The sequence below is a fragment of the Acidithiobacillus sp. HP-2 genome (genome assembly GCF_015100155.1).
Classification (GTDB): domain Bacteria; phylum Pseudomonadota; class Gammaproteobacteria; order Acidithiobacillales; family Acidithiobacillaceae; genus Acidithiobacillus.
This window is the reverse complement of record NZ_JACKZA010000010.1, coordinates 1-26,570: the sequence shown is the minus strand read 5'-3', so window position 1 is coordinate 26,570 and position 26,570 is coordinate 1. Positions and strand designations below refer to the sequence as shown.

The window sequence follows — 26,570 nt, the reverse complement described above, 5'->3', positions numbered from 1 at the left end:
TTCACATACTGAAGCAGACTTCGTTCCTTTGAGAGCCCTTCCACTGCTGAACGACCGCTGTCCTGCTGTCGTCCAAAAAGACTCAACGACGGCAGGGCAGCGGAAGCAGTCGTCCAGAAATTAGTGGGCAGCAAGCAAAATCGCCCGGTGATGTTTACTACAAACAGATAAATCGACAAGTTGATGGACAGAATCTGAACCCAAACGTGTCCAGAAGCGAAGTGTTGTCGATTAAACGTTCCTTAAAAACACAAAAGCCGCACGAAGGCGGCCCTTGCATGGTATTGTTGCCGACGTTTTACCAGCGATAATTCGCCGTTAAATCAAATGTATTGAAATGCGTGTTTCCGGCGAACTGACCGACGTAGGCGACTTTTGCCGTCCAGGGCCCCTTGCCTTTAATGGTCAGCCCTGCTCCCGTATCAAGACTATCTGCTGGCGCAATCTGGCCGATTTCCGTCGAGGTGGTAAGTCCTAACGTCTCAATGTTGGCGTTATGCCGGTTGCCCGCAGTGCCAGTGCCACCTACTTCCACCCAGGGTATCCAGGTGAGGCCGCTCGCTTTTATATCTGTGCCCGCCCGGAGTCCACCCGTGAAGGTGCCCAGGTTGGCTGTCTGACCGCTATAGGAGAGATTCAGTAGTCCGGCACCCTGTTCCGCAAAAGGATTGAGATGCGCATGCAGGTAGGTAGCGCTCACATAAGGCATGAGGAAGGTCTGCCCCAGCGGCACCAGATACTGCGCCTGGACGCCGGAACCGAAGAACCAGCCGCTGGTGGAGCCCGATGCGCTCATGCCCGTGGGATCTAGATTCCTGTTGGAGCTGGCGGACAACAGGCCGGTTCCGAGTGTGCCGGAAATCCTGAGAGCACCATGGGCATATATCCCGTAGCCGTAGAGGCCAAAAGATTTACCACTGACCGCCTGTTGCTGTGTGCGGGTCTGGGTGCCCATGCCGGAGAACGCGGCACCGAGGACCAGGTGATGCGTGATTGCCTTACCGTATCCGGCTACCCCGCCATAATCCATGACATCGGCCCCATTGGCGCGCCCGAAGCCACCCAGACCTTTGGCCCAGCTGCCGACGTGCGTAGCTGTGAATGTTGGGGAAGACCCACCGACACCCTGGGAGCCATCCATCACGCTTCCCATGGCACTTTGCAGGCTTTCATTCACACCATACAAATTATCTGCAACGCCGCTACCAGAGTTGTAGGATTGCGGGGTGCCTGTGAGTTTCAGGTAGACATCCTGAGCACCATAGCTGATTTGCGGTGTGAGGTAACCGGCGAAAAGCGGGTTGTAGGTCTCCCCCGAAAAGGTCCCGGAGACGCCACCATCTGCATGGACAATGTCATACTGTTCGCCGACGGTGTAGGTACCAGAGCCTACCTGCACAGCGAGTTTGCCATTGAGCGCTGCCGTGCCCGTAACATTCAACTGATCGTAGCCCACACCCGGAGTGCTGTCATTGGGCGTTACCTCGATGTCCAGGGTGCTGCCTGGATTCTGCACATAATTACCGTTGACCGTCAGGATGCCGATGGTGCCGCCAGGAAAGACGGTGCCGCTGTTGGTGACGTTGCCGATGATGGTGCCATGGCCGCGTAGATAAGCGCCGCTATCGACGGTGACAGGTCCGCTGAGGGAGGCCGCAGCATGGTTGATGTCTCCAACTTCCAGTAACCCGTTGGCGACCGTGGTCCCGCCACTGGTACCCCCCGTGCCATTATCGATAATAGTGCCCTGGGTCTGAAGGGTTCCTGTGCCGGATAGTTTTCCGGTGAGGGTTAGTGCATTGCTGGTAGTGGGGTCTATGCTGGTTTGATCTGTGCCGATAAGTGCGCCGCCATTGCCCCCGATACTGATAACGTTACTCAGCGCAACGGAAGCCACGCCCGCGCTACTACCAAGCGCACCGCTGTTGAGCGTTATCGATCCGGTACCCACGCTGTTCCCGGAATCAACACTAAGAAGGCCACCACCATCAACGGTGGTGCCGCCGCTGTAGGTGTTGACACCGGAGAGGGTGGTAGTTCCCGAGCCGGCAAGGGCTATGCTGCCCGAACCAGAAATAATGCCAGAGAGCGTGTCGTTATTGCCGCCGTTGTTCAGCGTGCCTGTCGTCTTTAAGTCGATGGCAGCGGCATCCGTAAGCGCAGCGGTGGTTTCGAGAGTGCCACCATCGAAGGTGATAGCCCCGCTACCCAGATTGTCTGCAGATCCGATAGATGTGGTGCCACTGTTCAAAGTGGTGCCGCCGCTATAGGTATTGACACCGGAGAGGGTCAAAGAACCTGTGCCGTCCATGATGGGGGCACCAGTGGTTCCTGAGGCTTCACCGATGACACCGGAGAAGCTGTCCGTGCCACTGCCCGTCGTGGTGAGAGTGTCGCCATTAAGATTGAGGACGCCTGCACCGTTCAGATCCGTAATGGTCTGAGCCGTATTATCCAGATTGGTGGTAGCGCCACTGGCGACGTTCAATGCCCCGTCACCCAGCGTTCCGCCACTGGCGACATTCAGAGTGCCCGCATCAACGGTAGTGCCACCACTGTAGGTGTTGGCGCCGGAGAGGGTTTCCGTGCCCTTGGTCAGAACCAGTCCGCCTGTGCCGCTGATCGACCCGCTGTCGGTACCACTGGCGTTGGTCAGAGTCAGGTTGTTGCTGCCCAGCGTCGTGGTGCCCGTACCCTTGAGACTGGCGATTCTGGCTCCGCCCTTGCTGGTTACTCCGCTGATGTCGAAGCTGGCGTTGTCGGTAACACCGGAAGAGTCGGCGATACTGCCCGTGCCAGTGAGAGCCAGGGTGCCACCGTTGATCGTGGTGCCGCCGCTGTAGGTGTTGACACCGGAGAGGGTGGTAGTTCCCGAGCCGGCAAGGGCTATGCTGCCCGAACCAGAAATAATGCCAGAGAGCGTGTCGTTATTGCCGCCGTTGTTCAGCGTGCCTGTCGTCTTTAAGTCGATGGCAGCGGCATCCGTAAGCGCAGCGGTGGTTTCGAGAGTGCCACCATCGAAGGTGATAGCCCCGCTACCCAGATTGTCTGCAGATCCGATAGATGTGGTGCCACTGTTCAAAGTGGTGCCGCCGCTATAGGTATTGACACCGGAGAGGGTTAAAGAACCTGTGCCTGATTGAATAACACTACCACTACCGCTGATGATATTATTTAATGTGGCAACATCGGATTGAGGTTGGTCAAAATTTAAGGCTCCATTATCAGTTATTGCGCCCGTAATAGAACCCGATGTACTTCCATTCCCAATTTGCAATTCTGTTCCAGAAGCCAAAGTAGTAGCGGCGGTAATGGAACTGGTTAGGGTAACGCCATTGGAGTCGTTCAGGATGAAACTCTTTGCACTAATCGCACCAACGATATTGAGGGCTTGATTATCCGTCAGCGTAAGCCCACCCGAACCCGTATTTGTAAATGTGTCCAGGTTGGCAATGCTATTGTTGCTAGTGTTCAGGGTTGCGCCTCCTACTGAACTGCCCGTCAGGTTAGAAGCAACAATGGCTCCGTTTGCGCCTTCCGAAATATCTCCGTCTGAGGTCAGGGTGGTCGTCGTTCCATCTACCGTGCCGTCAATCGTGAGGTTGCCACCCTTCGTCGTCGTCAGATCTGTACTGTTACCACCGTTCACCGTGGCACCGCTGGACACCGTCAGGCTTTGTGCGTTGGTCAGACTGAATCCGTCTGCTTTAAAACTTCCCAGGTCGGTGATCAGATTGGCACCATCCAGCGTCGTGCTTCCCGCCGAACGGCCCGTTAGCGTCCCAGCCGTTAGAATCCCGCCCGTCTGATCAATGGTGCCTCCCGAATCCAGAACCACCGTGCTGCCGCTGATGTTTTGAGTCAGGGGAAGATTTCCCGCCGAATTCAGAGTAATCGCACCACCTGTCAGGCCCGTATTCACGTCTAACTCACCTTTGGTTGTGGTCAGATCAATCGTCCCGGTATTGCCAGTCGTCGTCAGCGGACCATTGACCGTCAGCGCCTGTGCGTTGGTCAGACTGAATCCGGCAGCCGTGAAGATACCCAGATCGGTGATCAGATTGGCACCATCCAGCGTCGTGCTTCCTACCGAACTGCCCGTCAGATCGGTGGCGCTGATCACACCGCCAGCGCCTTCTCCTATCGTACCCGCCGAGGTCAGGGTGGTCGTCGTTCCATCTACCGTGCCGTCAATCGTGAGGTTGCCACCCTTCGTCGTCGTCAGATCTGTACTGTTACCACCGTTCACCGTGGCACCGCTGGACACCGTCAGGTTTTGTGCGTTGGTCAGGCGGAATCCGTCTGCTTTAAAACTTCCCAGGTCGGTGATCAGATTGACTCCGTCCAGCGTCGTGCTTCCCACCGAACTGCCCGTCAGGTTAGAAGCGTCAATTACTCCGTTTGCGCCTTCCGAAATATCCCCGTCTGAGGTCAGGGTGGTCTTCGCTCCATCCACCGTGCCGTCAATCGTGAGGTCGCCATCCTGCTTCGTCGTCGATAATGTGACGTCCTCGGGAGTCGTGCCATTGACAGAATCAACTGGCCCATTAACCGTCAATCCATTTGTATTCGCATCGCTCAAGCTGAATCCGGCGGCCGTAAAACTTCCCAGATCGGTGATCAGATTGGCACCATCCAGCGTCGTGCTTCCCGCCGAACGGCCCGTTAGCGTCCCAGCCGTTAGAATCCCGCCCGTCTGATCAATGGTGCCTCCCGAATCCAGAACCACCGTGCTGCCGACAGTTACATTTTTGGTTAGCGAAATATTACCTGCCGTAACATCCAGACTGCTACCCACGCTGGAAGTACCCAATTCCAGGGCGTGACTGCCGTTGTTCAGCGTGACGCCGTTCGTACCGCTGTTGTTGAGGCTTACCGCTCCGGTGAAATCATTGACACTACTGCCCAAATCCAGCACACCCGCACCGGCGTTGAACGTAGATGTACCCCCAACCGTCAGCGCATCACCGCTCGCGGTACCCTGCGTGATCCCAGTCGCGTTCACCGTCAGCGCGCCGCCACCTGTATTGATGTTGCCTGCAATGCTGCCAATACCAATGTTGACGGCGCCTCCGGCGTGCGTGGCATCACCGGTATTTATATCTACATTACCACCGCCAGTATTTATTTTCGCATTAGCTGTCTGTCCAATATCGACAGCAGCAGTGGGGTCAGCACCCGCAGTATATGTTTGACTTATTGATGGATCTGAATAACCTGCCCAGAGGTACAGGTTGAGTGGAGACGTGCTGCTAGAACTGCTGATATTGGCATTGACAGGGATATTGCCCGTTGCCTCCGAGTAGAGCGAACCACTTCCATCGGCTGTGATTGGACTATCCACAGTGATGTCACCGTTCTGAACCCCACCTGAGCCGGTAAAAACCTCAACAGTCCTTCCATTCGTCAGTGCGCTATCAATGCTGGTTGGGCTAATGGTGGATTGGCTCGTAGCACTGAACGGATTGGAAAAGGATGTTGTTCCGCCCGTTTTAATGGTGACATTCCAAGCAGCAAAAGCCGATACAGGTGATGTCGCCAGCAACATCGTTGCTATAGCGATAAAAACAGGCGACAAGCGTCGCCTTTTAGCACCAAGTATGGGTGTCGAGAAACGGGTTTTTAATACCCCGTCCGAGTTATGACCGCCTTTACCGCGCCCTTTGGCATGCTCTGAGGCCACCTGTGGTTCGTCATGCGCAACATTAAAAACGAGACGATAAATTCTATTCACGGTTATGTCTTCCTGTATTTCGATGACGGCAGTTTAGGCTTGTGCGCGCTTCAGTTACGATGATGAAAATAAAGTGTGCAGATTCGATTCACAAAACCCGCAGACCTTTTAGCTTACAAGTCGTATTATGCTGATATTCTTGCACAACCTGACATCGTTTGTCCGTTTCCTCGTTTTCATCTATTATTCAATGCGATAAAAGTCACGAGCGGATGCAGCAACCATGGCACAGCGCAGAACCCCCACGTTGCATCTCTCTCTTCTGGGTCCATTGGAAATCACTTTCGCCGGAAAACTGGTGCCCTTGCCGCAGCGCATACCGCGACGCCTGCTGGTGTATCTCTGCCTGGAGGAAGGGCCCTATGCCCGACCGTCTCTGGCAGAATTGCTCTACCCGTATCGCACTGCGGAAAACGCCCGAACCTTATTACGGCAGGCCTTGTTCCGCCTGTCAGGGATAGGTGCACGCTATGGGTCACCCCTGATAGCCACCCGGGATTCCGTGACCCGGAACCCGGACTTCCCGATCACCAGTGACTATGCCGACTTTATGGACCTCAGCATGGCTGACGTTGTCGAGGATACTTCCCGCCTGGATCACCACCGGGGTCCCTTTCTCGACGAGGAGACCGACAATAATCGCAGCGCCTGGGACGAGTGGGTACAAGATCGACGCCAGGCGGTCGACAAGCAACTTGCCCGTTTTTATGCGTATCTGATTCGCCAGGCCGAAACGCTGTATGATGCTGAACAGGCGCTGCACTGGGCCGAAAGCTGGATGGACCAACAGCCGTTGTCCGACGCACCCCATCTGCTGGCCATGCAATTACTCGTGCGCAGGGGGCGCAGTAATGAGGCCGAAGCCCTTTTTTCGGCTTACCAGGCGCGCCGGATCACCCAGATGGGGAAAAAGCCGGGAAATGAGGTACAGGCTTTTCATGACTATTTACGGCTGACGCACATACACACGTTTACGCCGGAGCCGATGACCGTTCCTGCTGAGGGGACCCGCCATCGGTTCATTACCCTACTGGCCATCTGTGTGGATGCGGACACGGAAGAGATCCCGGAGGATCTTCTGGAAGCGCACTTGCTGCAATGCTGGAGTCTGGCCAGTCAGGTGGGCCATGCCTGTGGCGGCGTTGCACACCGTGCCCCCGATGGGGTCATAGAATTGCGCTTTGGTTTGGAGAACGCACTGGAAGACAGTCCGCGTCACGCCTTGCGTGCTGCTTTTGAATTACGTCGTCTCGCGGATCCTGGACACTTCCCCCGAATCGGCATGCATTGTGGACGCCTTCTGGTGGCCCCTGATCACACCCTGACAGGGTTACCCTTGCAGGTGGTACGTGCCGCCGCGCTGGCGAACACAGAACATGTGGGGCTCATCCTCACCGGGGCCGCCCATGAAGCATTGGCGCATGCCTTTCCCATGGAGGGGGCTGCCCAGACCCGCGCTCCTGTTCATGTCGCCGGCAGAGGCATCTCGCTCTTTTGGCTGAGCACCACGCAACCGTCATCCCTTCCAAAATCTGGAAGGGCTGCATTTATGGGGCGTGATGCAGAGTGCCTGCGCATTCTCCGCTTGGCGGCGACGGTTTTAACGGAACGGCAGGGCCGAATTCTTTGGATCGAAGGGCAAGCCGGAATCGGCAAAACCCGGCTTATGGAGGAAATGGCCGAACGTTTGTCCCAGAATATGCGGGTGGTGCGTTATGCCTGTCTGCCGATGTATCAGCACAGCCTGCTCCATCCTATCCGCGTGGTGATCCGAGACGCGTTGAATTTATCGGCCTTATCTCCCGAAAAGGCGCGTGACGCGCTTCAAAAGTTCCTGCAGGCCATCGGTGAAGAGGATGGTTTGGTGCATTCGGTCTGGTGCGCCTGGCTCGGTCTGGAAGGCGAGCACCCCGAAATGGGACTCCTGCGGGACTACAAGAAACTGTTATTCGATAGCCTCATGCTGGCATTGACGAGCCACCTTTTCCCCATGGATCGCGTTTTGATGCTTGAGGATATCCATTGGGCGGACTCCGCCTCTTTGGAATGGATACAAGCTTATCTGGTGCATCTGCACGAACACCCGGCACTCCTGCTGGTCAGCACCCGGCGGCCCATACCCAGTTTGCAAAAAATCGCCCGTCATGAAACGACATTGACGCTTGCACCGTGGGACACGCACACCGCACGCCGCTATTTGCGGAGTCTTCCCCACTGGACAGCCGACCTCCCTACCGAAGACTCCCTCATTCACCAGGGTTGCGGTGTTCCTTTGTATCTCGATAGTCTGGCCAGACAAACGATTTTTAGAGGCACATCTTCCGAACTCCCCCAGGACATCCAGAGCATTCTGGAATTCACCATTGCGCAGACCGATTTTGCCCAGGACCTGGTGCAGATATCGGCCACGCTGGGCATCGAAGTGAGCTTGCGTGATCTGCAGTCGTTGCTTCCGGATAGGACGACCGAGGTACTGGACCACACGGCGGGCCGTCTGGTGGACCATGGCTTGTGGGTCAGCACAGACCGGGGCTGGGTCTATCGTCATGATCTGCTCAGAGAAGCGGTATATGACCGCATTCCCGGCGATCGACGCCAATGGCTGCACAAAAAGGTGGCGCAATGGCTGGAAAATCAGGGGCCGTTTGACCATGGCGTCCTGGCTGATCATTTTGAAAAAGGGGGAGAACCCCACATCGCTGCTCGACATCACCTCCTGGCGGGGCAGCAGGCTTTACGTTTCAGTCTTTACGAGGTGGCCGCGCTTCATTATGGCCGTGCAGGCGCTCTGTTGCGTGATCGACCGCAAGATCCGGATCTGCTGAGAGCGCAAACCACTTATTTTCTTTTGTTACGCTTGCAGCGAGGGCATTCCACCGAAATGGCGCAAGCGCTCGATGATCTGGAAAACACCTGCCTCTGCCAAAATCACCGGGGATGGCATTTACTCGCGGCCCAATATGGGCGATGGATTGCCGAGAATGCCGCAAAGGGAGCCCTAGCCGGCCTGCATCAGGCCCGAAAACTGGCCAATACCCGGTTTGATCCAGAGGTGGATCCGCAACTGGTGGCCGGTGTTGGGCATTATGTACTGGGGTGGAATAACTTATGGCTTGGGCATCTGGAACAGGCAAAAGCCCACCTGCAACAGGCAGTGGACGGATGGCATGAAGCGTGGGCAGAACCCCTGTTCCTCGCCATCGGTGACCGTTATCGAGAATATGCCATGGCTTATTTGTCTATCATTGATGCTCTGCAGGATCGCTCTGCCGAAGGATGGGCACGATTGGCACAGGTGCGACACACCTTACCGGATGCAAAATACGGGAACATACAAGCTATTCTGTGGGCAGTGGAGATCGCCATGGGTTATTGGGCAGACAGTCCGGAAGACACCTGGCATATCGCACAGAAAGCACGGCAAAGAGACAGTTATTCACTCATCATCGCCAGGACACTGACAGACGCATTCGCGGCCTGGGCCGAAGCGCGAATGGGTTATAAGAGCATACCATGGGCCATTCACCACATCCGTAGAAACCTGAACATGTTAAGGCGCGTCTGGAAATTTGGGGCAAGCTCCATTTATCTCGTGCTGCTTGATCTTTCTGTCCGCAACGGGCACAAGCATACCCGTGGTGTGCAGTTTGCGGCAAGGCGGCTGGTCCGGCAGCACAACATCGACGTTCATAAACCAGAAATCAAACGCCTGGCCGCTATGCAGAATAAGGAGCGATGCGATACCCCGTTGAGTAAATGCCAAAAACGCCTGAGGTACAAACCAGCCAGACGTGTGAGCGAATGACCGTTATCAGTCTGCTGCCGACCATCAGGACTCAACGGCGGCAGGGCAGCGGAAGCGGTCATTGATCACCCCAACGTTCCCCCTTACCCATTCATTTATGGCAAACTGAAAAGCGCACAGAATAATATGCAAAATTAACGCCGGAATTGAAGATGTAGGCTTCATTCTTACGATCAATTTTTTTGGATCAAAAAAAATGATTTCGCCTCGTCGTACACTCGCCTTTCTATTTCAGCACGATGCTCTTCTTTAAGAGGAGTTGCAACAATTGATGTTAAGTGATAGGTGTTGCTATAATCTACGCCAAAGACCGCTTGCGTTTTTGTTATCCTAACATCATAATGCTCAGATAAACTCTTTGTTAAATGCTCGATATATTTATCAATGTCAATATTGTTTTTTTCACATCCTATTTCGTCAACGAGTATGCCTACCCTGACTTTTAGCAACTCATTTAACGCATCAACATAATCAGAGCCGATTTTGTCCTTATATTCCTCTAGGATTGATAGGTAAAAATCAGCAACGTCTTCATCGCTTCTTATCCACCTAACCTGAGTATTATCTATGATTGCGTCAATAATCTGTCTCAATTGATTATCGCTAAAGCCATTATACTTTTTAAGGTTTGCAACTATGGCATGCGTCTCAGCAAAAGAACTACTTTCTTTTAACTCCTTTGCCAAACTGTCTTTTTCTTCCTCTATGGTTTTTTCAGCGTCAATAAATAATTCTGCGACAAGCTGAGATATTCTGCTCAACAATTTTACGGTGCCACCATTTTTTTCTCTCCATTCATATTCAAGGTATGGCCTGATGTTCTCAGAAAAGCCCTCACTTTTATAATCATTGTCGCCTGACACTACATAGAAAGTTGAATCTTCGGGTAAAGATTTTAGTAAACCAACCCAACACAGTCTATCTCCAATATCGGCTTCTTTCCCCGGCGGGATATGGCATAAAGCTCTTTTTCGCGCCCCACTAAAAATTTCATCTTCATCCGTGTTTATCGGTCGTGATATTTCAAATAATTGTCGTATAATCCTGTCGGCATATGTGTTCTGGTTATCTATTTCATTTTTTATAGAGCTTGATATTGATCTTCTTAAATTGTCTGCATCTCTGCAAAATTTAACTAGTTTTTCAAATTCTTCATGCTCTCTAACTAAAACCGGAGCCGCACCAAGAGAATCCCTCTGCTCAAATTCTTTTAAGTGTGTTTTTATGCTCTTTTCTCTATTCCTCCAAAATTCGCGTTTTGTCTGCTCTGGAAGCCACAGGACTACATTCCCATTTTTAGCCATTTCAATTAATTTTATTAATTCGGCTAAACTATCTGGCTTTGTTTCAAAAAAACCAAGAAAAATATTGGTGTCTATAAAAATATGCACATCGTTCGCCATTGTTATCTTCCCCCTTTAATTCTAATGCGACATAGAACTTGTATTACCTATTTTTAGCTTAGGGTCGCACGCGAGGCCATATTGAATCGCGAAACTGGGACATAAGAAGATCGCACAAATTATGCGTCGTCATTTGTCGTCAGATCTTGAAACAAAAAATGCTACCTTGACGGCCTGGCGTTCGTCAATGCTTCTAAAAAGCGACCCATAATCAGACGTCCGCTTCCAGTCTGGCACCGCCCTTTGAGTTCGCAAACAATGGTCTTCTTCTCACAACCATGGAGACCGTGTCATGCCAACAGAACACAACGGAAACCAACACCTTCAAACCCCTTGGAACAAAGACAAAATTATAGGTCAGAAACGGCCCTTGAAACTACAGGAGGTATGGGCCATTAGAATTCGCCTGCAACTGGCCCAACAGATCCGTGAATTAGCCCTCTTCAACCTCGCCATCGATAGCAAATTGCGGGGCTGCGACCTCGTGGGACTGCATGTTTCCGATATCGCACATGGTCACACCGTCATGCACCGCGCCATCGTGCTCCAACAAAAAACTCAGAGGCCCGTCCAATTTGAGATCACCGAGCAAACCCGAGAGGCCCTGACCACATGGATCGCCCATGCCAAACTCAAGGATGACCAATTTCTCTTCCCCAGCAGGAAACACGCCTCACCTCATCTTTCCACCCGTCAGTATGCGCGTGTTGTAGAGCGTTGGGTTATTTCCATAGGGTTGGATCCGTCCGCCTATGGCACGCATACCATGCGCCGAACCAAGGCCACATTGATTTACAAGCGCACCAAGAATCTCCGCGCCGTGCAACTTCTGCTGGGGCACACCAAGCTGGAGAGCACCGTCCGTTATCTGGGCATTGAGGTCGATGATGCTTTGGAAATGGCCGAACAGACGGAAGTGTAGCAGAATTGGTTTTGGCCTTGAGATAGTGCAATGTTTTCCCTATCATGAAGCCATGACCAACTACTCCGTAGGGGATGACTGGCGTGTACGCATCAATGGCCGGGAGCAGCATCCGCTTCCGCACGTCCATGTGCAGTTTCGTGACGGATCCCGTGTGTCGCTGGCCATTGAAACAGGCGCGCTTCTAGTCGGCCATGTCTCGCCCCGAAAGCGATTGGAACCGGTGCGGACCTGGATTGAGACGCATCGGGATGCCCTATTGACGGAATATCGGAGGTTGAATCCATGAATCAAGCACCCAAAATTGAAACGGCGACGATTACTGGCCTGTTCCAGGTAGAAATCCATTGGTCCACCGGCGAAGTGTTTACCACAGATCTTAAGGATCTTATTGGCCCGCCACGGGAGGAAGATCCCTTTTGTGCACTTCATGATCTGGCTTTCTTTGCTCAGGGGCATGCAGATGACTGGGGCGATGGCCTGAGTTGGCCCGGCGGACTGGATCTGGGCGCAGACCGTCTCTATGCCTTGGGGAGGAAACAGAACGGATTACCAACGCGTGAGGACTTCATCCTTTGGATGGAGCGGAACAAGCTCAGCTTAAGCCGTGCGGCGGAAGCCATCGGTATGACTCGGCGCATGATGGCCTACTACAAAAATGGCTCTCGCCCGATACCAAAGACCGTTTGGCTGGCCTGTATCGGTTATGAGGTGCTTGAACGCCACGCAGCTTGATAAGGTGAATAATGGGCGATTTTGCAGCGGAAGCGGTCGTTCGGTGGACTGACCATCACGTTCTCAAAACCCGTCACTATGACTGTTGACTCATATTTTGAAGAAGCCCCTTTCAAATCAATCATATAAATTATATTTTTCAACTGGTTGCAGCAACAAAGCTGGCTCAGCATGACAAAGAGATATACGATAGGGCCAGACTTGAAACCAGAGCCGCCCAGTTATTGCGCAGAGAGATGCCTTGGCTATGATTCATCTGCAACTATCCTTGGCGCTGAGTTATGAAGTGAATGCGCCCGGAAGCGATTTTATTTTCAACATTCATGCCGCGCAAACGAAGCGGCAGAAAGTGGTTCATGAATATTTAATCATCAACCAGAATGTACCGTGGAACGTCGAAGACGATCCTTCAACGGGTAACCGCTTTTTACGCCTAAGCGCGGCAACGGGACTTCTGCAGGTAAGGTACACGGCGTCTATCGAACTAAGCCATCACATAGCTGAACCGGAACAGGTAGGCGAGATTCCAGTGGCGCAATTGCCATTTCAGTCGCTGAGGTATTTATACCCAAGTAGATATTGTCAATCAGATCGTCTCTATCTGCTCGCCATGCGAGAATTCGGCCACTGTCAAACAGGATATAGCCGTGTGCAGGCAATTTGTGACTGGGTGGCGGGGCGTATTACCTATGTAAAAAACACCTCCGACTCCAACAGTTCTGCTATTGACACACTTATAGAAACGGCGGGGGTTTGTCGCGACTTCGCGCATTTGATGATTGCGCTTTGCCGTGCCAGCAATATTCCCGCACGGTTTGCGACAGGTATTAATTATGGCGTAAATCTGACCTATGACACTTTCGACTTCCATGCTTATGTAGAGGTTTACTTGGTTGGAGGCTGGTATTTATTCGACCCTTCTGGCATCGCGATTCCTATGGGACTGTTACGATTGGGTACGGGCCGTGATGCCGCTGATGTAGCGTTCGCGACGATTTTTGGAGAGGTGGTATCTTCCCCACCATGGATAAGTATTGAGGCCATTGCCGATGCCAATGGTTCTCTTGTCTTGCCGCAGAGGGTGCCCTCCGCCCTGTCGACGGATGACTGGCACTAAGGATTCCCATGATTGAACCATTGCTCTTAACCACGGTTCGCGTGTCGACGTTTGACAATACGCGTCTACTCACGCGCGCCAGTGGTTTTTTTTTCGCCCGGGGCGACCACCTTTTTTTTGTGACCAGCCGGCATGTATTGACTGATAAGCCCAGCAAACATTTCCCCAACCGCATTGAGATTGAACTGCATACCGATGCTGAAAATTTGACCTGTGCAACCGCATTATCTATTGATCTATACCATGATGGTAAGAGTCTATGGCGTCAGGGTAAAGATAGCGGCGGTGAAATTGATGTAGCAGTGATTGAAATCAATCGTAACGACTTACCGGAGTCCGTGGTGATCCAGTGTTTTACACCCGCACATTTGCAGAGTGCGTTCCAAGAAATTGAAGTGGGTAGTTTTTTATTGGTTGTGGGCTTTCCGCTGGGGTTCCATGATACGCTGCACCATTTACCGGTAGTACGGCAAGCCGTTATTGCCTCTTCTTTCGGTTTACGTTTTCAGGGTCAGGGGTATTTTCTAACGGATGCCCGGACACATCGGGGCAGCAGTGGCGCCCCAGTGGTCCTGCGCTCTGCGAACAGGGACCAGAATTTACCGTGGAAACTGCTGGGGGTGCACTCAGCACGTATTGATATGGGAGGGAGAGATGTCGAGGTAGATGAATCGCTGGGCCTTAATTGCACTTGGTACGCCGATATTCTGATGACCCTGACAGCCAATTAAGAATGCGCATATGTGGCTGCAAATTGGTTCGCCCACTCCGCATGCTGCGGATACTGAGTTTTTCGTCGTGCCGAGATAATTGAGTCCAGAAAGAGATGTTGCGCATCATTAGGGCAAAGATCTAGGGTTTCTTTGCATCCAATCCCGGCAGGTTCTCGCCGAAGTAGCCACCCAGTAGACCTGTAAATCCTGCCATATGGACAACTGTGTTAAAGGGACGGTCATTTTTCATTGCTCCATGAGGCAGACCGTTAATTGTCGTTCCTGTTGTAGGTATGCGCATAGCATCAGGCTCAGGTAGCTCTCAATCGCTGAGACCGACAGATTGTCTACATCGTGATAGTGCGCAATGCACCATTGCTTGGCTTTGTTCACATTGCCGGTCCATAGACTCAGTTGATCAAAGGTCGAATGTGGAATTTGTAAATACCGTGTGTGGCCTTGGTGATTGGCTAAATCAATGCGCACAGAATCTGCAAGGGTCGTCGATGGGACTTCATTGGGATTCATCTGATGACTGAAGGTTGATTCCATAATTGTGCTTCCTCAGGTAGTGTTCGGCGGTCGTATCTAGTGAGATGGATTTTCAGGTTATGACATCGGGCGTTTTTCGCTGGCTAATTTGCTGAACTTGTGTCAATCCATAGACATATTCAACCAGCGGTTGCAAAGTTTTCTGGACGTCTTTCTGAAGAGCATCGGGACGATCACTTTGACTTTTTTCCGCAGCCCTGAAGTTCCCGGCCGTTGATACAGATATTCTGTTGCCTAGCAGCCTGTCGGATTATTCGCGTAACCCACTGATTATATTGCACCTGCCGTTTTCTGGAAATTTATTAAACCGTTTAGTAATCAATGTGTTGCGTTTCTTCAAAACCGAAAGTCCGACAGGCTGCTAGATCATTTTATTTGCATGCTAACACCGCCTGGTTTGTCATCAGCGTCTCCATCATGACAGACCTGGTTATCATGCAAAACGGGTTCAAAACCGCACACTCCCGCCCATGCGATGTTGGCTTGTCAGAGAAGTGGGTGTGGAAACCAAGAAGCGGTGTTCAGACCCTTGCGCTGTACACTCAGTGGCCTCTATCATCTTGCTCAGCATCCTTGGTATTGCCGTATTTGGAATAGATTTGACGTATGGTGCGTTTAAACGCCAGATCATCCCTTTCTATACCTGTTAGGACCAATAATGTTTTAGGCCGACTGACTGATCTATCATATGCAGTTTATAGTGAGTCGTCTGTACGGTAGGACACATACGCCACTCCAGCAGACTGTTAATCAGCAGCATTAGTTAGCCGTCAATATCAAGTTTTACCATCCCATATCGTGAAAATATTATCGATAACTTACTTATTAACTTAACTAAATTACAGAATGTTGGCTATATTAAAAAGTAGAAAAATCTTAACGCTGGTCCATGCTGAAATCTGATCAACCAAAAGCGCTGTTTGACAGTCCTGACTCATGGGTCCATTGTGAAGAAAGCGGTTTTCTTTGCACCTAATTTGATAATTTTAATTATCCTTCATTGCATTCACGGATCTAAGAGGTGCTACATGTCTGATATACTGCACGATGTTGCCACGAACTTTATTGCGCCCATAGTTGTACTCGTAATTCTAGTTATTCTCATTAAGGCATCGGTAAAAATTCTACGCCAATATGAACGAGCCGTGATTTTCACTTTTGGTAGGTTTCAGTACGTAAAAGGACCTGGGTTAGTTTTTATAATTCCTTTTGTTCAGGAGATCGTACGGGTAGACTTACGAATACATGTCGTCGAAATTCCAGCTCAGGATCTTATTTCTCGTGACAATGTCTCAATGAAGGTTGATGCCATCCTCTATTTCAATGTGATAGATCCTGAACATGCGATTATCAAGGTGGAATCATTTGTACCTGCGACCATGATGCTTGCCCAAACTACGCTACGTGCAGTATTGGGGCAGCATACCCTTGACGAGATGTTGTCGGACCGAAAAAAACTCAGCGATGATCTTCAAGAAATTCTGGACACACAGACCAATACTTGGGGGATTAAAGTCAGTAATGTCGAAATTAGAACGATTGAGTTGACCGATGATATGATCCGTGCGATTGCCAAGCAGGCGGAAGCTGAACGTGATCGTAGAGCCAAGATTATTCACGCAGAAGCCGAGTTTCAAGCATCCCAGACCTTGGTGAACGCGGCGCAAATTTTGTCAAGCATTCCAGCGGCGATGCAGCTTCGCTATTTGCAGACGCTGACTGAAATTGGCGCAGAAAAAAATTCAACCGTCATTTTCCCGATGCCAATTGATCTCGTAAAGCCCTTTCTTGAACTAATGGAGAAGAATACAGCTACTCCACCCGTGATTGCGCCGAAAGCTGCACCGCCCATAGCAGAATCCGAAGCTACACCAGTTCAGGTTCCTTCTATGGAATAATCCGACTTGCTCGGTGTCAGATATCGTCTTTGATACAGGTAAAACAAAGACATAGTGTAGTGTTACATTCTTGCTGAATCATAAAATTGATTATGATAAAATGGCTTCATGTTGAGGGTATGAATGGAGTCGCGTATCGTCGCCTCCCGATTAAGCAGTGTCCGCTTGTCATTACGGGCACGGATGATATTGCTGGCGGCAGAGGGCTTGCAGAACAAAGAAATTGCGGAGCGCCTGGGGGTGGATCGCCTGCAAGTCGCACGTTGGCGCAAGCGTTATCTGGAACACCGCTTGTCGGGCATTGAACGCGATTTACCGCGCGGCGCCCCTCCGGTGAAAATGGATTTGGCCCGTCTGGTAGAATTGACCACGCAGAGTAAGCCGGAAGCGATGACGCATTGGAGTACGCGCAGGATGGCGGCAGAACTGGGTGTCAGTGCCGCCAGTGTGTCGCGGCATTGGCGCAAGCATGGCCTCAAGCCTCATCTGCTGCGTGGTTTCAAGGTGTCACGAGACCCGCATTTTGTGGAAAAGCTGGAAGATATTGTGGGGTTGTATATGTCTCCCCCGGAGCATGCCTTGGTGCTCTGCGTGGATGAAAAAAGTCAGGTACAGGCCCTGGACCGGACCCAACCGGGACTCCCCCTCAAAAAGGGCCGCGCAGAAACGATGACCCACGACTACAAACGTAATGGCACTACGACCTTGTTTGCCGCACTCAACGTGCTGGATGGTCAGGTCATCGGACAGTGTCAACAGCGCCATACCCATGTGGAATGGCTGAAGTTCCTGAAGAAAATTGATCGGCAGACGCCCAAGGACAAGGCTCTGCATCTGATCGCCGACAACTATGCGACCCATAAACACCCGGTAGTACAGGCGTGGCTCGACAAGCACCCGCGTATTCACATGCACTTCACGCCCACTTCGGCATCCTGGCTCAACATGGTCGAGCGTTTCTTTCGGGATATCACGACCCAGCGGTTACGTCGTGGGGTGTTCACCAGTGTGCCTGAACTCATCCAGGCCATTGAGGGGTACATCGACCACCACAACACCCATCCCAAACCCTTTATCTGGACCAAAACCGCACGCGACATCCTGCAAAAGGTCATTCGCGCCAACAGCCACTTAAGCAGCAAACAGAATGCAACACTACACTAGTAGCCTTGGGAGCTAACCGGATAAGCACGGAAACACGTTCCATCCTTCAGACTCATTTCATATTGGACAAGGCTGAAAAGCGGGTTTGGGTAATACTACATTTATCCTTGCGAAGGGTCGCTTTGCAGCAGCGGAAGCGGTCATTCGGTGGATTGCCCATCCTGTTTTCGCAACTCGTCACGGTGGCCGTAAACCGTAGAAGTCTTTTGAGAACAGTTTTCGAGAATTGCGACCATTTTGGTTTACTGTATCATCAAATCGGTGATGGGATTCCGGCGGAAATCCTTCCCAAATTCCGATTGATGTTGGATGCTGGTCTGGGAGTCTCCCATGACGGGTATACGAGGGATGATTTGGCCCTGCGGGAAGAGGGGTGTCACAATACTGGCAACGTTGTCCGAATGTTTCACATAAACGCCCACGAAGGCTGTTGCCTTGGTCATCTGCAAGTTTTTCAGCGCAAGCCAGGCTCCCACCAGGGAACCCCAAAAAACGGTTGCGAAACAACCAAAAAAAGTTCATTCTTTAATCTGTTTGGGTCCTCAATTTTGGCACTTTGGAGTGATGCCATTAAGACGATCTTCGGTGGCGTCATATTACCGACCCATTACAGCTACACCTCAAGTTGAAAACAGAGCCCTTCCTCGTCTCTCAAACGTTCGTATTCTTTTTCCACAGATTGGTAGTTGAACCGTCAGCAATGCTTAGCAGTGTGCCGTCCATGTTCAATGTTATTGGAGACCGGGCATTTTGATCATTCAGCAATCTATTAATAGGCTTTTGGACACCTGTCCTGATGAGGAGATAACCGATTTCGTCAAGGATCTCTGGAAATGTCTTGCCGTTGAAATTATTTCCATAGTGGGACAGGACGGATACGATGCGCTCTATGCACGAGCTCAATTTCTCGCAAAAAGGTCTTCAACAGAATCAAGGAAGGGGGGGGCTTTGGGGATTGAAAATCTATTGCCAGATGCGGTCTCTGAATCCGCTAATACCGCCTCGCAATTTCGCGAAACAAACAGACAATTACTGATTATTTTCACAGAGTTGTTATCGACGCTGATTGGCGAACAATTGACCACGCGCCTTCTGGAAGTTGCCTGGAAGAATCTCATGAACCATCGGGTTAAAGGTTAAGCATGAACTCTAAAGTAATCATACGTCAGTTGCCCACCGGGGTTCCCGGTTTGGATGATTTATTGGGAGGGGGACTTCCTGAGTTCTCTTTTAATTTGATTGCCGGGGTACCTGGTGGTGGAAAGACTACTCTGGCCCATCAGATCATGTTCAGTCAGGCTGATCCGGATCATCGTGCGCTTTTTTTTACGGTTCTGGGTGAGCCGTCTCTGAAAATGCTGCGATATCAGCAGCAATTCAGTTTTTTTGATGCGGCCAAAGTGAATGCCTCGATCCGTTACGTCAACCTGGCAGAGGATCTCCTGCAAGGTGATTTTGATCGGGTATTGAAGCGGATTACTGAGGAAGTGCAAGCTTTTTCGCCGAGTCTGGTCTTCGTAGACTCCTTTCGTTCTGTAGCCGATTCAAGCCTCCACAACACCAATAGTCCTGGTGCCATGCAGCGTTTCTTACAGCAGCTTGGGATTACCATGACAAGTTGGCAGGCAACCACTTTTTTAATCGGGGAATATACGGTTCCTGAGGCGGACTCCAGCCCCATATTTACCGTTGCTGACGGTATTATTTGGCTTACTCAGAGCCTATATCGCGATACTATGGTGCGCAAAATACAAGTTTTAAAAATGCGTGGACAAAGTCAGCAAACGGGATTGCACTCTTTTCGTATTCAAAGCGACGGGTTAGCGATTTTTCCACGAGCAGAAGTGACCTTGCAGCATTCTGCGGCGGCTTATCGTAGTGTCATTAAAGAAGAACAACGTATCCCGATGGGTGTGCCAGGTCTGGATGCCATGCTCGGAGGTGGCTTGCCAATGGGCTATGGCTTACTGGTAGTGGGGCCATCAGGATCAGGGAAAACGATTCTTGCCACGCAATTTCTTGCCGAAGGTGCGCGTCAAGGTGAGCCAGGAGTGATAGCAGCCTTTGAAAAAAGTCCAAGTCAGCTATTGAATAATACCCTGTGCACTTTGGTTGAAAAGGGGCATGTCGGCCTCTTTGACGCCCATTCGCTGAGCTTATCGATTGATGAAACACTTCACCATCTGGTGGCGTTAATTCTGCAGATGCAGGCAAAACGTGTGGTCCTTGATTCGCTTTCTGGCTTTGAACTCATATTGGCACCCGAATTCCATGAAGACTTTCGCGGGTCTCTCTATCGCATGGTGGCCGTGCTAACGGGTATGGGGGTTGCCGTTTTGATGACTTCAGAACTTGCGGATTGTTACACGGAGTTGCGTTTTAGCCCCTTTGGCAGCGCTTTTTTGGCGGATGCCATCATCATGCAGCGGTATGTCGAGGTTGGCGGTAGCCTGGCACGAGTGATGGCCGTCGCCAAAGTACGTGGTAGCGCACATAGCAAAGAAATCCGTTTCTTTGACATTACCAGCGACGGGATCGAGATCGGTTTGCCGCTCACCAATTACTCGGGGATTTTATCAGGGCACCTTGTTCTGGAACAAAAACCACCGGGCTCAGAAAATATAACCGCCTGATGGAGATCATCTCATGGAAGATCACTTGCAAGATGCAGAAGCAGCCGAAGGACTTATCGGCAAACGCCAGGAGGATGCTCTCCAGAGCGAAGCGCAGGCCATGCTGGGTGTTCGTGAAGATATTGTGGAGGCGCGAGAATCTGTCGCAGAGGTTCGTGAGGATGCTATCCATCATCGGGAAGAGGCGATGAGCACCAGAGAACATAAGGTGTTAGGCCGGGAGCAGCATCAAGAGGCGATTGCAACGCGGCTGACGCTCTCCGATGAGCAGATTTTGCTTTTACGACAAACAAATGCACGGTTGGTGATAGCAACTATTGAAGCCCATGAACTAGCCGATCAATTAAAGGTGGCTCGTGATCAGCTGGACTATACCGCACAGCATGACGCACTCACGGCTCTTCCCAACCGTTTGCTGCTGCAGGATCGTTTATCTCAAGCCATCGAAGTGGCACGGCGGCAGGGCAAGCCGCTCGCGGCCATGTTTCTTGATCTGGACCACTTTAAATATGTAAATGACTCTTTGGGGCATGGACTGGGGGATGATCTACTCCGATCCGTCGCGGACCGGTTGAGATCCTGCCTGCGGCACTCAGATACGATCTCTCGTCAAGGTGGTGATGAGTTTGTGGTACTGCTTCCCGAAATTGAGCGTTTAGAAGACGTTTCAATATTTGCTGATAAAATTATTGCCGAGATGGCCCGACCCCATTCGCTGGGCGGCCATGAAATACATATTGGTGTCAGTATCGGAATAAGTCTTTACCCCGTCGATGGAATGGATGTAGAAACGCTGCTCAGAAATGCGGATACCGCGATGTATCACGCCAAAGGTGAGGGGCGCGGGGCTTACCGGTTTTTTCAACCGGATATGCAAGCCAACGCATTGGAACGACGTCAGATCGAGGCAGATATTCGAGCTGCGTTGGAACGACAGGAATTCCTCCTTTATTACCAACCGGTTGTAAGCCTTCCAACGGGTCACATTATCGGGTTTGAAGCACTTTTGCGGTGGCGGCATCCTACGCGCGGACTCCTGCTTCCTGAGGTTTTTATCTCCATTGCCGAAGAGACAGGACTGATTTTGCCGATCGGTCGCTGGGTTTTGCGCGAGGCCTGTATCCAGGGCCAGCATTGGAACGATAGCGGGCTTCCACCTCTGACCATTGCTATCAATACTTCCGGGTTGGAGTTCCAGAGTAAGAATTTTGTCGGCTATGTGGCTACAACACTGGCTGAAGCGGGTTTGGATCCCAAATTGCTTGAGCTCGAAATTACTGAAACAGTGCTCATGACCAATGCGGAATCCAATCATATCGTCTTGTCTGCACTGGTAGATATGGGGGTCAAGCTTGCCATTGATGATTTTGGTACAGGTTATTCCAGTCTCAGCTATCTTCAGCAGTACCCTATTTATGCCCTTAAGATTGATCAATCCTTTGTCAGCAAAATGGTTAACCATCCGGATAGCTATGCGATCGTAAGTGCTGTGGTCAGTTTGGGAATCAATCTGAAGAAACGCACGATTGCTGAAGGCATCGAAACCGCCGAACAACAAGCAATACTCGTTAGTTTGCATTGCGACCAAGGTCAAGGCTACTATTTCTCCCATCCCTTAGCCGCTGAACAGTTTGAGGTGTTATTACGAAACGGTGAGCGATTACCCACTGCGGCTACATGATTTTAAAGGGAGGCTGATTGCGGGTGTCCAGGCGCCTTTACGGAATGCATAAATCGTTCATCAGATGTTCTGTCGCCTGTTTTACCACGGAATAGCATTCACAGACACGAGCTTCCAGTCCGGGACGATCCAGGATCACGATTTTACCTCTATGATAACGGATGAGGCCCGCATCTTGTAATTTCTTGGCGGCCACGGAAACACCTTCGCGGCGGACACCCAGCATATTCGCAATCAGTTGCTGCGTCATTTGTAGTTGATTGCGCGGCAATCTGTCCAAACTCAGCAACAACCAGCGACAGAATTGTTGGTCCAGAGAGTGATGGCGGTTACAAACAACTGTTTGCGCCATTTGTGTCAATAATGCTTGGGTGTATCTGAGCAGCAAGCGTTGCATCGGGCCGCCCCGCGTAAAGGCTGTAACGAGTCCTTCACCACGCAAGCGATATCCATAACCAGCTCTTTGTACAACTGCTTGGCTGGTCGTCGACTGTCCACCGAGAAAAAGATCAACCCCAGCGACGCCCTCATTACCAATAATAGCGATCTCAGCCGATCCACCTTCTTCTGTAAGATACAGCAGAGAGACGATGGTGGTCGTGGGAAAATAAGCATACATGATCGGGCGACCCGGTTCGTATAGAGTCATGCCAAGGGGCATTTCCACTAATTGTAGTTGAGGGAATAGCCATTCTGCCTCCGTATTTGAGGGAAGCGCCGCAAGGAGATAATTCTCTCGCGGATCATGCGAAAAAAGCTTCAATTGAGTGATCCTTAAGTCAGGTGGAATGTTAAACCCAAGGCGTAGGGTTTTTGATTCTAAAAAATCTCAATTAATCAAGAGGGCAGGTTATTACGTATGGTAATGACATAATGTAAAAAAATGATTGAGCACGCTTAGCAATCCACATCTGAAATTTTAATATGTACTACATAATAGATAATTTATATATTTTTATATGAATAATAATCTTAAGCGATTTGTCCTTTCCTTGTCCACTTCCGGTCTTGGTGCCGACGAATCCGGCTTTCAGCCGTGGCTTGAAGCCACCGACTTTAGCCAGCGGTGGGAAAGTCGATTACACAGCCCTGCCCCCTTAGTTAGTAGTGAACGGCATCAAACCAATTTGCGGTCATAACTTTTTGATTTAGTTGTTTAATTAAGTTGACCATGATGTACAACCCCATCATTACCCATTACGAAGCAATTCCCCAAGGGCTGTTTTTAAAAAGTTCAGATCTGTAAGTGAAAATGACAGATCTTTTCCAGCTTGCCATTAACTTACTAATTTTTTACGCCATTGTCCCTGTTCCATCATGGGCTCAAAAAGCATGTAGTAAGGCCCCTTATCCAAATGGGCAAGTACACCCTCATTGTGAATCTGACGCAACTCGTAATCCAGCATCGCATGGGCTATGCCTATATGCGCATGTTCAGGAGACTCCCATTCCATATGCACCAAGTACTGCGTTGGCTTCTGTCCCGGAATCAGCGGCTTATCAGGCACCTGGCTGCCATAGTTGGTGTTGTACTCTGGTGGGTTGGCGCCCAGTGTGGCCTTCAGCATCCCTTTGGGATCGAGCTGAAGCGATCCAATGGCAGAAACGCCAAACTGTTTCATGACCATCCAGCCGATCATGCCCGGAACATTTTCTTTCATCCAGGTGAGCGTCTCTATGGCCCCTTTTTCAAAAGCTTCCTCATGCCCGTCCATCACCCAATGGTCACCAATGGCAATACTTCGCTTTGCCGATAATGCTACTTTAGGCACGGGCTTCTGCTCTGCGAAAGACTTTCCTAAAACTGCTGGGATATCGGTCATACCCATAATCAGGGGGAGATCGGAACGAATGACTTCATAGTAGGGTTCCCATGGCCCCTCTATGACCATATCCAGGCAGCTTCCACATAATTCAAAAATTTCCTTGAAGTTTTCATGATGCATCTCTTCATGCGACTTCACGTCTTTCCATGCGGTGTACTGAAACATGGAAATAGGATTCAGGGTTTCATGCATATCAATAGCGCCACCACCATAGCGCCCAGCCATGGGATGTATACCCGTCTGCAACAATTGTTCAAAACCTAAAAAACCGGGATGAGAGGCCGTAGTGATACAAACCTTGGGCCCAACCTTCATCATGGTTTCATAACTTTCCGGCCGGTTGGTTACTTTTGACTGGTTGATGGCAATAATAGGATTGGTACTCATAATCTTAAACTCCAGTAGTTACTCATGGAATAATTTTCTCAACCAAGAGAGGACGAGAAAACATTTAATCGGATAGCTTCTTTTTGAATTTACCCCATTTTTCCTGTAATTCTCCTGCTTTCTTTGTGACTTTACCTTCAGCCTCTTGCTGAGCGTTTCCGGAAATTTTACCGGCGACTTCTTTGACGGCACCTTTGACCTGTTTTACCCGACCTTTCACCTGTGTTTTATTCATCATAATCTCCTTTATGGATAGCGCCATTCATCCAATGAACGGAGCTATTATCGCGCTGCGTGGGCCAACATTTCCGAGCGTTTATTGATGCCATTCATCAGCGCATGGATCCCGCCTTTTTTCAGAGCACCCGTAAATTCCGCTTTCTGCATCGCCAGGTTGCTGACGCCGTCTGTCATTACATTGACAATTTTCCATTGGCCATGGTTTTGACTGAGCAGATAATCAAACGTGTTGTTTTTACCGCCATTGCCGGACTTCAACGTAGTGCTGACCATCATTCGGTGGCCAGGCACGCTCTTGGAGACGGGGTTGCTAAACTTTTGACCGGCGTAATGGGTGAAATGCGCGGCATAATTTGCCACAGAATAATGGGTCAGTGCCTGCACAAACTGCTTCTTTTCCAGAGCAGACAGTTTATCCCACGCGGTCCCCAGGCTGTAGTGCGCGATTTTTGGAAAATCATAGGCTTGGATCATTTCGGGATACAATGCGTGAAAACGACTCTCATAGCTACTGGATGGTCCCATTTTCATGGAGTGAATGAGCGCCATGTTGAACTTGGCCACGACGCTGTCAGGCGCATTACCTGTTGACGCAATAGCGCTTCCTGTACCCAACATGAAAATCGCTATACAAGCACCCAAAAACTTTTGGTTTTCGGTAAGTTTTGAAAATTGCATCCACCTCTCCTTTATCATTTAACTACCATCAAATAGATGGAGCCTTGACGGTAGCCTGGACACCCAGCTTCTGGTTCAATAACGAGAAAAACTGTCTGGAGAGCGTTTTATTGCCAAATAGTCCAACACCCATCGTCACTTTGGTAACCCCTGGACTCGTAGATTTCAAAATGACGTTGACAGCCGTGCCTGCTGCCGTTTTTCCATCAATGATCCATTTGTCTGGATTTTTCTTCACATTACCCACATAGGTAATATGCATTTCCGAAAAGACTTGCAGAACGGCAGCCTGAACCGTTCCGAGTGGCCTTGGATAATAGGCATGATAGTCGGACAGAATTCCGGCATTGACAGCAGCGACGCTACCGGCTCCCGCACCGGCTGCAGCAATAGCAACGCAGCCACTTAAAGGCAGTACCGCCCCTACACAGAGAGCTGCAACCATCCAGCTGAATTGTTTCCCATAGTTTGGATATTGAATACGCATTGTTCATTCCTTATGTTTGCTGTAAGCATGAAACGGATAGGGCGTCAGGATCTTACTCAACGAGTATGATGCCCCATTCCAGCTTACTGAGTACCGCTCGCTGCGCGATCTGCCTGATTAGCCGTCTGTTGGTAAGCGTTCAGCGAACCCACCCTTGCGGATTGGCGCCAATCAGGCTAATGCAGATTTTTTCCAGTTCCACGGCAAGAGTTCGTGGAGTTTTTTGTTGGGCCAGGTCGGGAGCTTTTCGAGGACATCACAGAGGTACGCGAAGGGCTCGATACCGTTAAGCTTGCACGTTTCGATGATGCTGTAGAAGGACGCGGCCCGTTCACCACCAGCGTCATTGCCCACGAACAAGAAATTCTTGCGACCAATGGCCACACCCCGCAGCGCCCGCTCTACCGGATTATTGTCGATGCTGAGCTGACCTTCTTCGAGGTACAGCGTCAGCCCCTTCCAACGCTTCAGCGCATAGCCGATGGCTTTAGCGATGCCACTTTTCGGTGCCACCTGCATCTGGGTTTCCGTGAGCCAGATATGGAAGGCTTCCAGCAGGGGGCCAGCACGNNGCTGGAAGCCTTCCATATCTGGC

At 50.7% G+C, this 26,570-nt stretch carries 21 protein-coding genes and 1 pseudogene; 12 read left to right on the top strand and 10 right to left on the bottom strand.

Annotated elements, in window-relative coordinates; all coding sequences use genetic code 11:
- Window positions 1-298 precede the first annotated feature (298 nt).
- Window positions 299-5,344 carry an autotransporter-associated beta strand repeat-containing protein gene (locus H7F11_RS17105; RefSeq protein ID WP_193651850.1) on the bottom strand — a complete coding sequence of 1,682 codons (5,046 nt, stop codon included), beginning with the start codon at window positions 5,342-5,344 and terminating at the stop codon, window positions 299-301.
- A 76-nt stretch (window positions 5,345-5,420) separates the two neighbouring features.
- Between H7F11_RS17105 and H7F11_RS09245 the strand changes: the two genes are divergently transcribed.
- Entirely contained in the window at window positions 5,421-5,645 is a 225-nt protein-coding gene (locus H7F11_RS09245) for a hypothetical protein (RefSeq protein WP_193651849.1), read from the top strand.
- A gap of 35 nt (window positions 5,646-5,680) precedes the next feature.
- Here H7F11_RS09245 and H7F11_RS17250 read toward each other — a convergent pair.
- Window positions 5,681-5,734: pseudogene (locus H7F11_RS17250) on the bottom strand (hypothetical protein); the annotation flags it as partial.
- 223 nt (window positions 5,735-5,957) lie between these two features.
- Between H7F11_RS17250 and H7F11_RS09240 the strand changes: the two are divergent.
- Window positions 5,958-9,539, top strand: a complete 3,582-nt coding sequence (locus tag H7F11_RS09240) for an AAA family ATPase (protein WP_193658115.1) — start codon at window positions 5,958-5,960, stop codon at window positions 9,537-9,539.
- Window positions 9,540-9,712: 173 nt separating this feature from the next.
- Here H7F11_RS09240 and H7F11_RS09235 read toward each other — a convergent pair whose 3' ends face one another.
- Window positions 9,713-10,942 (bottom strand): PIN domain-containing protein, encoded by a 1,230-nt coding sequence (locus tag H7F11_RS09235; protein ID WP_193649305.1) that lies wholly within the window; start codon window positions 10,940-10,942, stop codon window positions 9,713-9,715.
- A 292-nt stretch (window positions 10,943-11,234) separates the two neighbouring features.
- Here H7F11_RS09235 and H7F11_RS09230 point away from each other — a divergent pair, with 292 nt between their 5' ends.
- From H7F11_RS09230 to H7F11_RS09210, 5 genes are all read left to right on the top strand, one after another.
- Window positions 11,235-11,864: a tyrosine-type recombinase/integrase gene (locus H7F11_RS09230; RefSeq protein WP_193649306.1), complete on the top strand. Its 630-nt coding sequence runs from the start codon at window positions 11,235-11,237 to the stop codon at window positions 11,862-11,864.
- A gap of 52 nt (window positions 11,865-11,916) precedes the next feature.
- Window positions 11,917-12,153 (top strand): DUF4160 domain-containing protein, encoded by a 237-nt coding sequence (locus tag H7F11_RS09225; protein WP_193649307.1) that lies wholly within the window; start codon window positions 11,917-11,919, stop codon window positions 12,151-12,153.
- The gene (locus tag H7F11_RS09220; RefSeq protein WP_193649308.1) at window positions 12,150-12,599 is read left to right on the top strand and encodes a DUF2442 domain-containing protein; all 450 of its coding nucleotides are present in this window, start codon (window positions 12,150-12,152) and stop codon (window positions 12,597-12,599) included. The genes H7F11_RS09225 and H7F11_RS09220 overlap by 4 nt, the downstream gene beginning before the upstream one ends.
- A 247-nt stretch (window positions 12,600-12,846) precedes the next feature.
- The gene (locus H7F11_RS09215) at window positions 12,847-13,716 is read left to right on the top strand and encodes a transglutaminase-like domain-containing protein (RefSeq protein ID WP_193649309.1); all 870 of its coding nucleotides are present in this window, start codon (window positions 12,847-12,849) and stop codon (window positions 13,714-13,716) included.
- A gap of 8 nt (window positions 13,717-13,724) precedes the next feature.
- A complete protein-coding gene (locus H7F11_RS09210; protein WP_193649310.1) occupies window positions 13,725-14,447 on the top strand; it encodes a S1 family peptidase in 723 nt (240 codons plus the stop codon).
- Between the two features lie 228 nt (window positions 14,448-14,675).
- Here the strand turns inward: H7F11_RS09210 and H7F11_RS09205 are convergent, their stop codons facing one another.
- Window positions 14,676-14,981, bottom strand: coding sequence for a hypothetical protein (locus H7F11_RS09205; RefSeq protein ID WP_193651914.1), 306 nt, complete (start codon window positions 14,979-14,981; stop codon window positions 14,676-14,678).
- 1,028 nt (window positions 14,982-16,009) lie between these two features.
- On the opposite strand from H7F11_RS09205, the gene H7F11_RS09200 reads away from it, so the two are divergent.
- From H7F11_RS09200 to H7F11_RS09175, 5 genes are all read left to right on the top strand, one after another.
- A complete protein-coding gene (locus tag H7F11_RS09200) occupies window positions 16,010-16,879 on the top strand; it encodes a slipin family protein (protein ID WP_193651915.1) in 870 nt (289 codons plus the stop codon).
- A 123-nt stretch (window positions 16,880-17,002) separates the two neighbouring features.
- Window positions 17,003-18,043: an IS630 family transposase gene (locus H7F11_RS09195; RefSeq protein WP_193658113.1), complete on the top strand. Its 1,041-nt coding sequence runs from the start codon at window positions 17,003-17,005 to the stop codon at window positions 18,041-18,043.
- Between the two features lie 750 nt (window positions 18,044-18,793).
- Window positions 18,794-19,183: a hypothetical protein gene (locus tag H7F11_RS09185; protein ID WP_193650028.1), complete on the top strand. Its 390-nt coding sequence runs from the start codon at window positions 18,794-18,796 to the stop codon at window positions 19,181-19,183.
- Window positions 19,184-19,185: 2 nt separating this feature from the next.
- On the top strand, window positions 19,186-20,676 hold the full coding sequence (locus tag H7F11_RS09180; protein WP_193650027.1) for an ATPase domain-containing protein: 1,491 nt from the start codon (window positions 19,186-19,188) through the stop codon (window positions 20,674-20,676).
- 13 nt (window positions 20,677-20,689) lie between these two features.
- Window positions 20,690-22,357, top strand: a complete 1,668-nt coding sequence (locus H7F11_RS09175) for a putative bifunctional diguanylate cyclase/phosphodiesterase (protein ID WP_193650026.1) — start codon at window positions 20,690-20,692, stop codon at window positions 22,355-22,357.
- Window positions 22,358-22,394: 37 nt separating this feature from the next.
- Here the strand turns inward: H7F11_RS09175 and H7F11_RS09170 are convergent, their stop codons facing one another.
- From H7F11_RS09170 to H7F11_RS09145, 6 genes are all read right to left on the bottom strand, one after another.
- Window positions 22,395-23,120 (bottom strand): Crp/Fnr family transcriptional regulator, encoded by a 726-nt coding sequence (locus H7F11_RS09170; protein WP_031572447.1) that lies wholly within the window; start codon window positions 23,118-23,120, stop codon window positions 22,395-22,397.
- Between the two features lie 514 nt (window positions 23,121-23,634).
- A complete protein-coding gene (locus tag H7F11_RS09165; RefSeq protein ID WP_193650025.1) occupies window positions 23,635-24,570 on the bottom strand; it encodes a sulfur oxygenase reductase family protein in 936 nt (311 codons plus the stop codon).
- Between the two features lie 64 nt (window positions 24,571-24,634).
- Window positions 24,635-24,805: a CsbD family protein gene (locus tag H7F11_RS09160; RefSeq protein ID WP_193650041.1), complete on the bottom strand. Its 171-nt coding sequence runs from the start codon at window positions 24,803-24,805 to the stop codon at window positions 24,635-24,637.
- A gap of 47 nt (window positions 24,806-24,852) precedes the next feature.
- Complete coding sequence (locus tag H7F11_RS09155; RefSeq protein ID WP_193650024.1) at window positions 24,853-25,488, bottom strand: ABC transporter substrate-binding protein; 636 nt, start codon at window positions 25,486-25,488, stop codon at window positions 24,853-24,855.
- Between the two features lie 28 nt (window positions 25,489-25,516).
- A complete protein-coding gene (locus tag H7F11_RS09150) occupies window positions 25,517-25,975 on the bottom strand; it encodes a DUF3568 family protein (RefSeq protein WP_193650023.1) in 459 nt (152 codons plus the stop codon).
- A gap of 171 nt (window positions 25,976-26,146) precedes the next feature.
- Window positions 26,147-26,570 (bottom strand): IS66 family transposase (locus H7F11_RS09145; protein ID WP_227485384.1); only part of this gene is annotated, 424 nt, incomplete at its 5' end.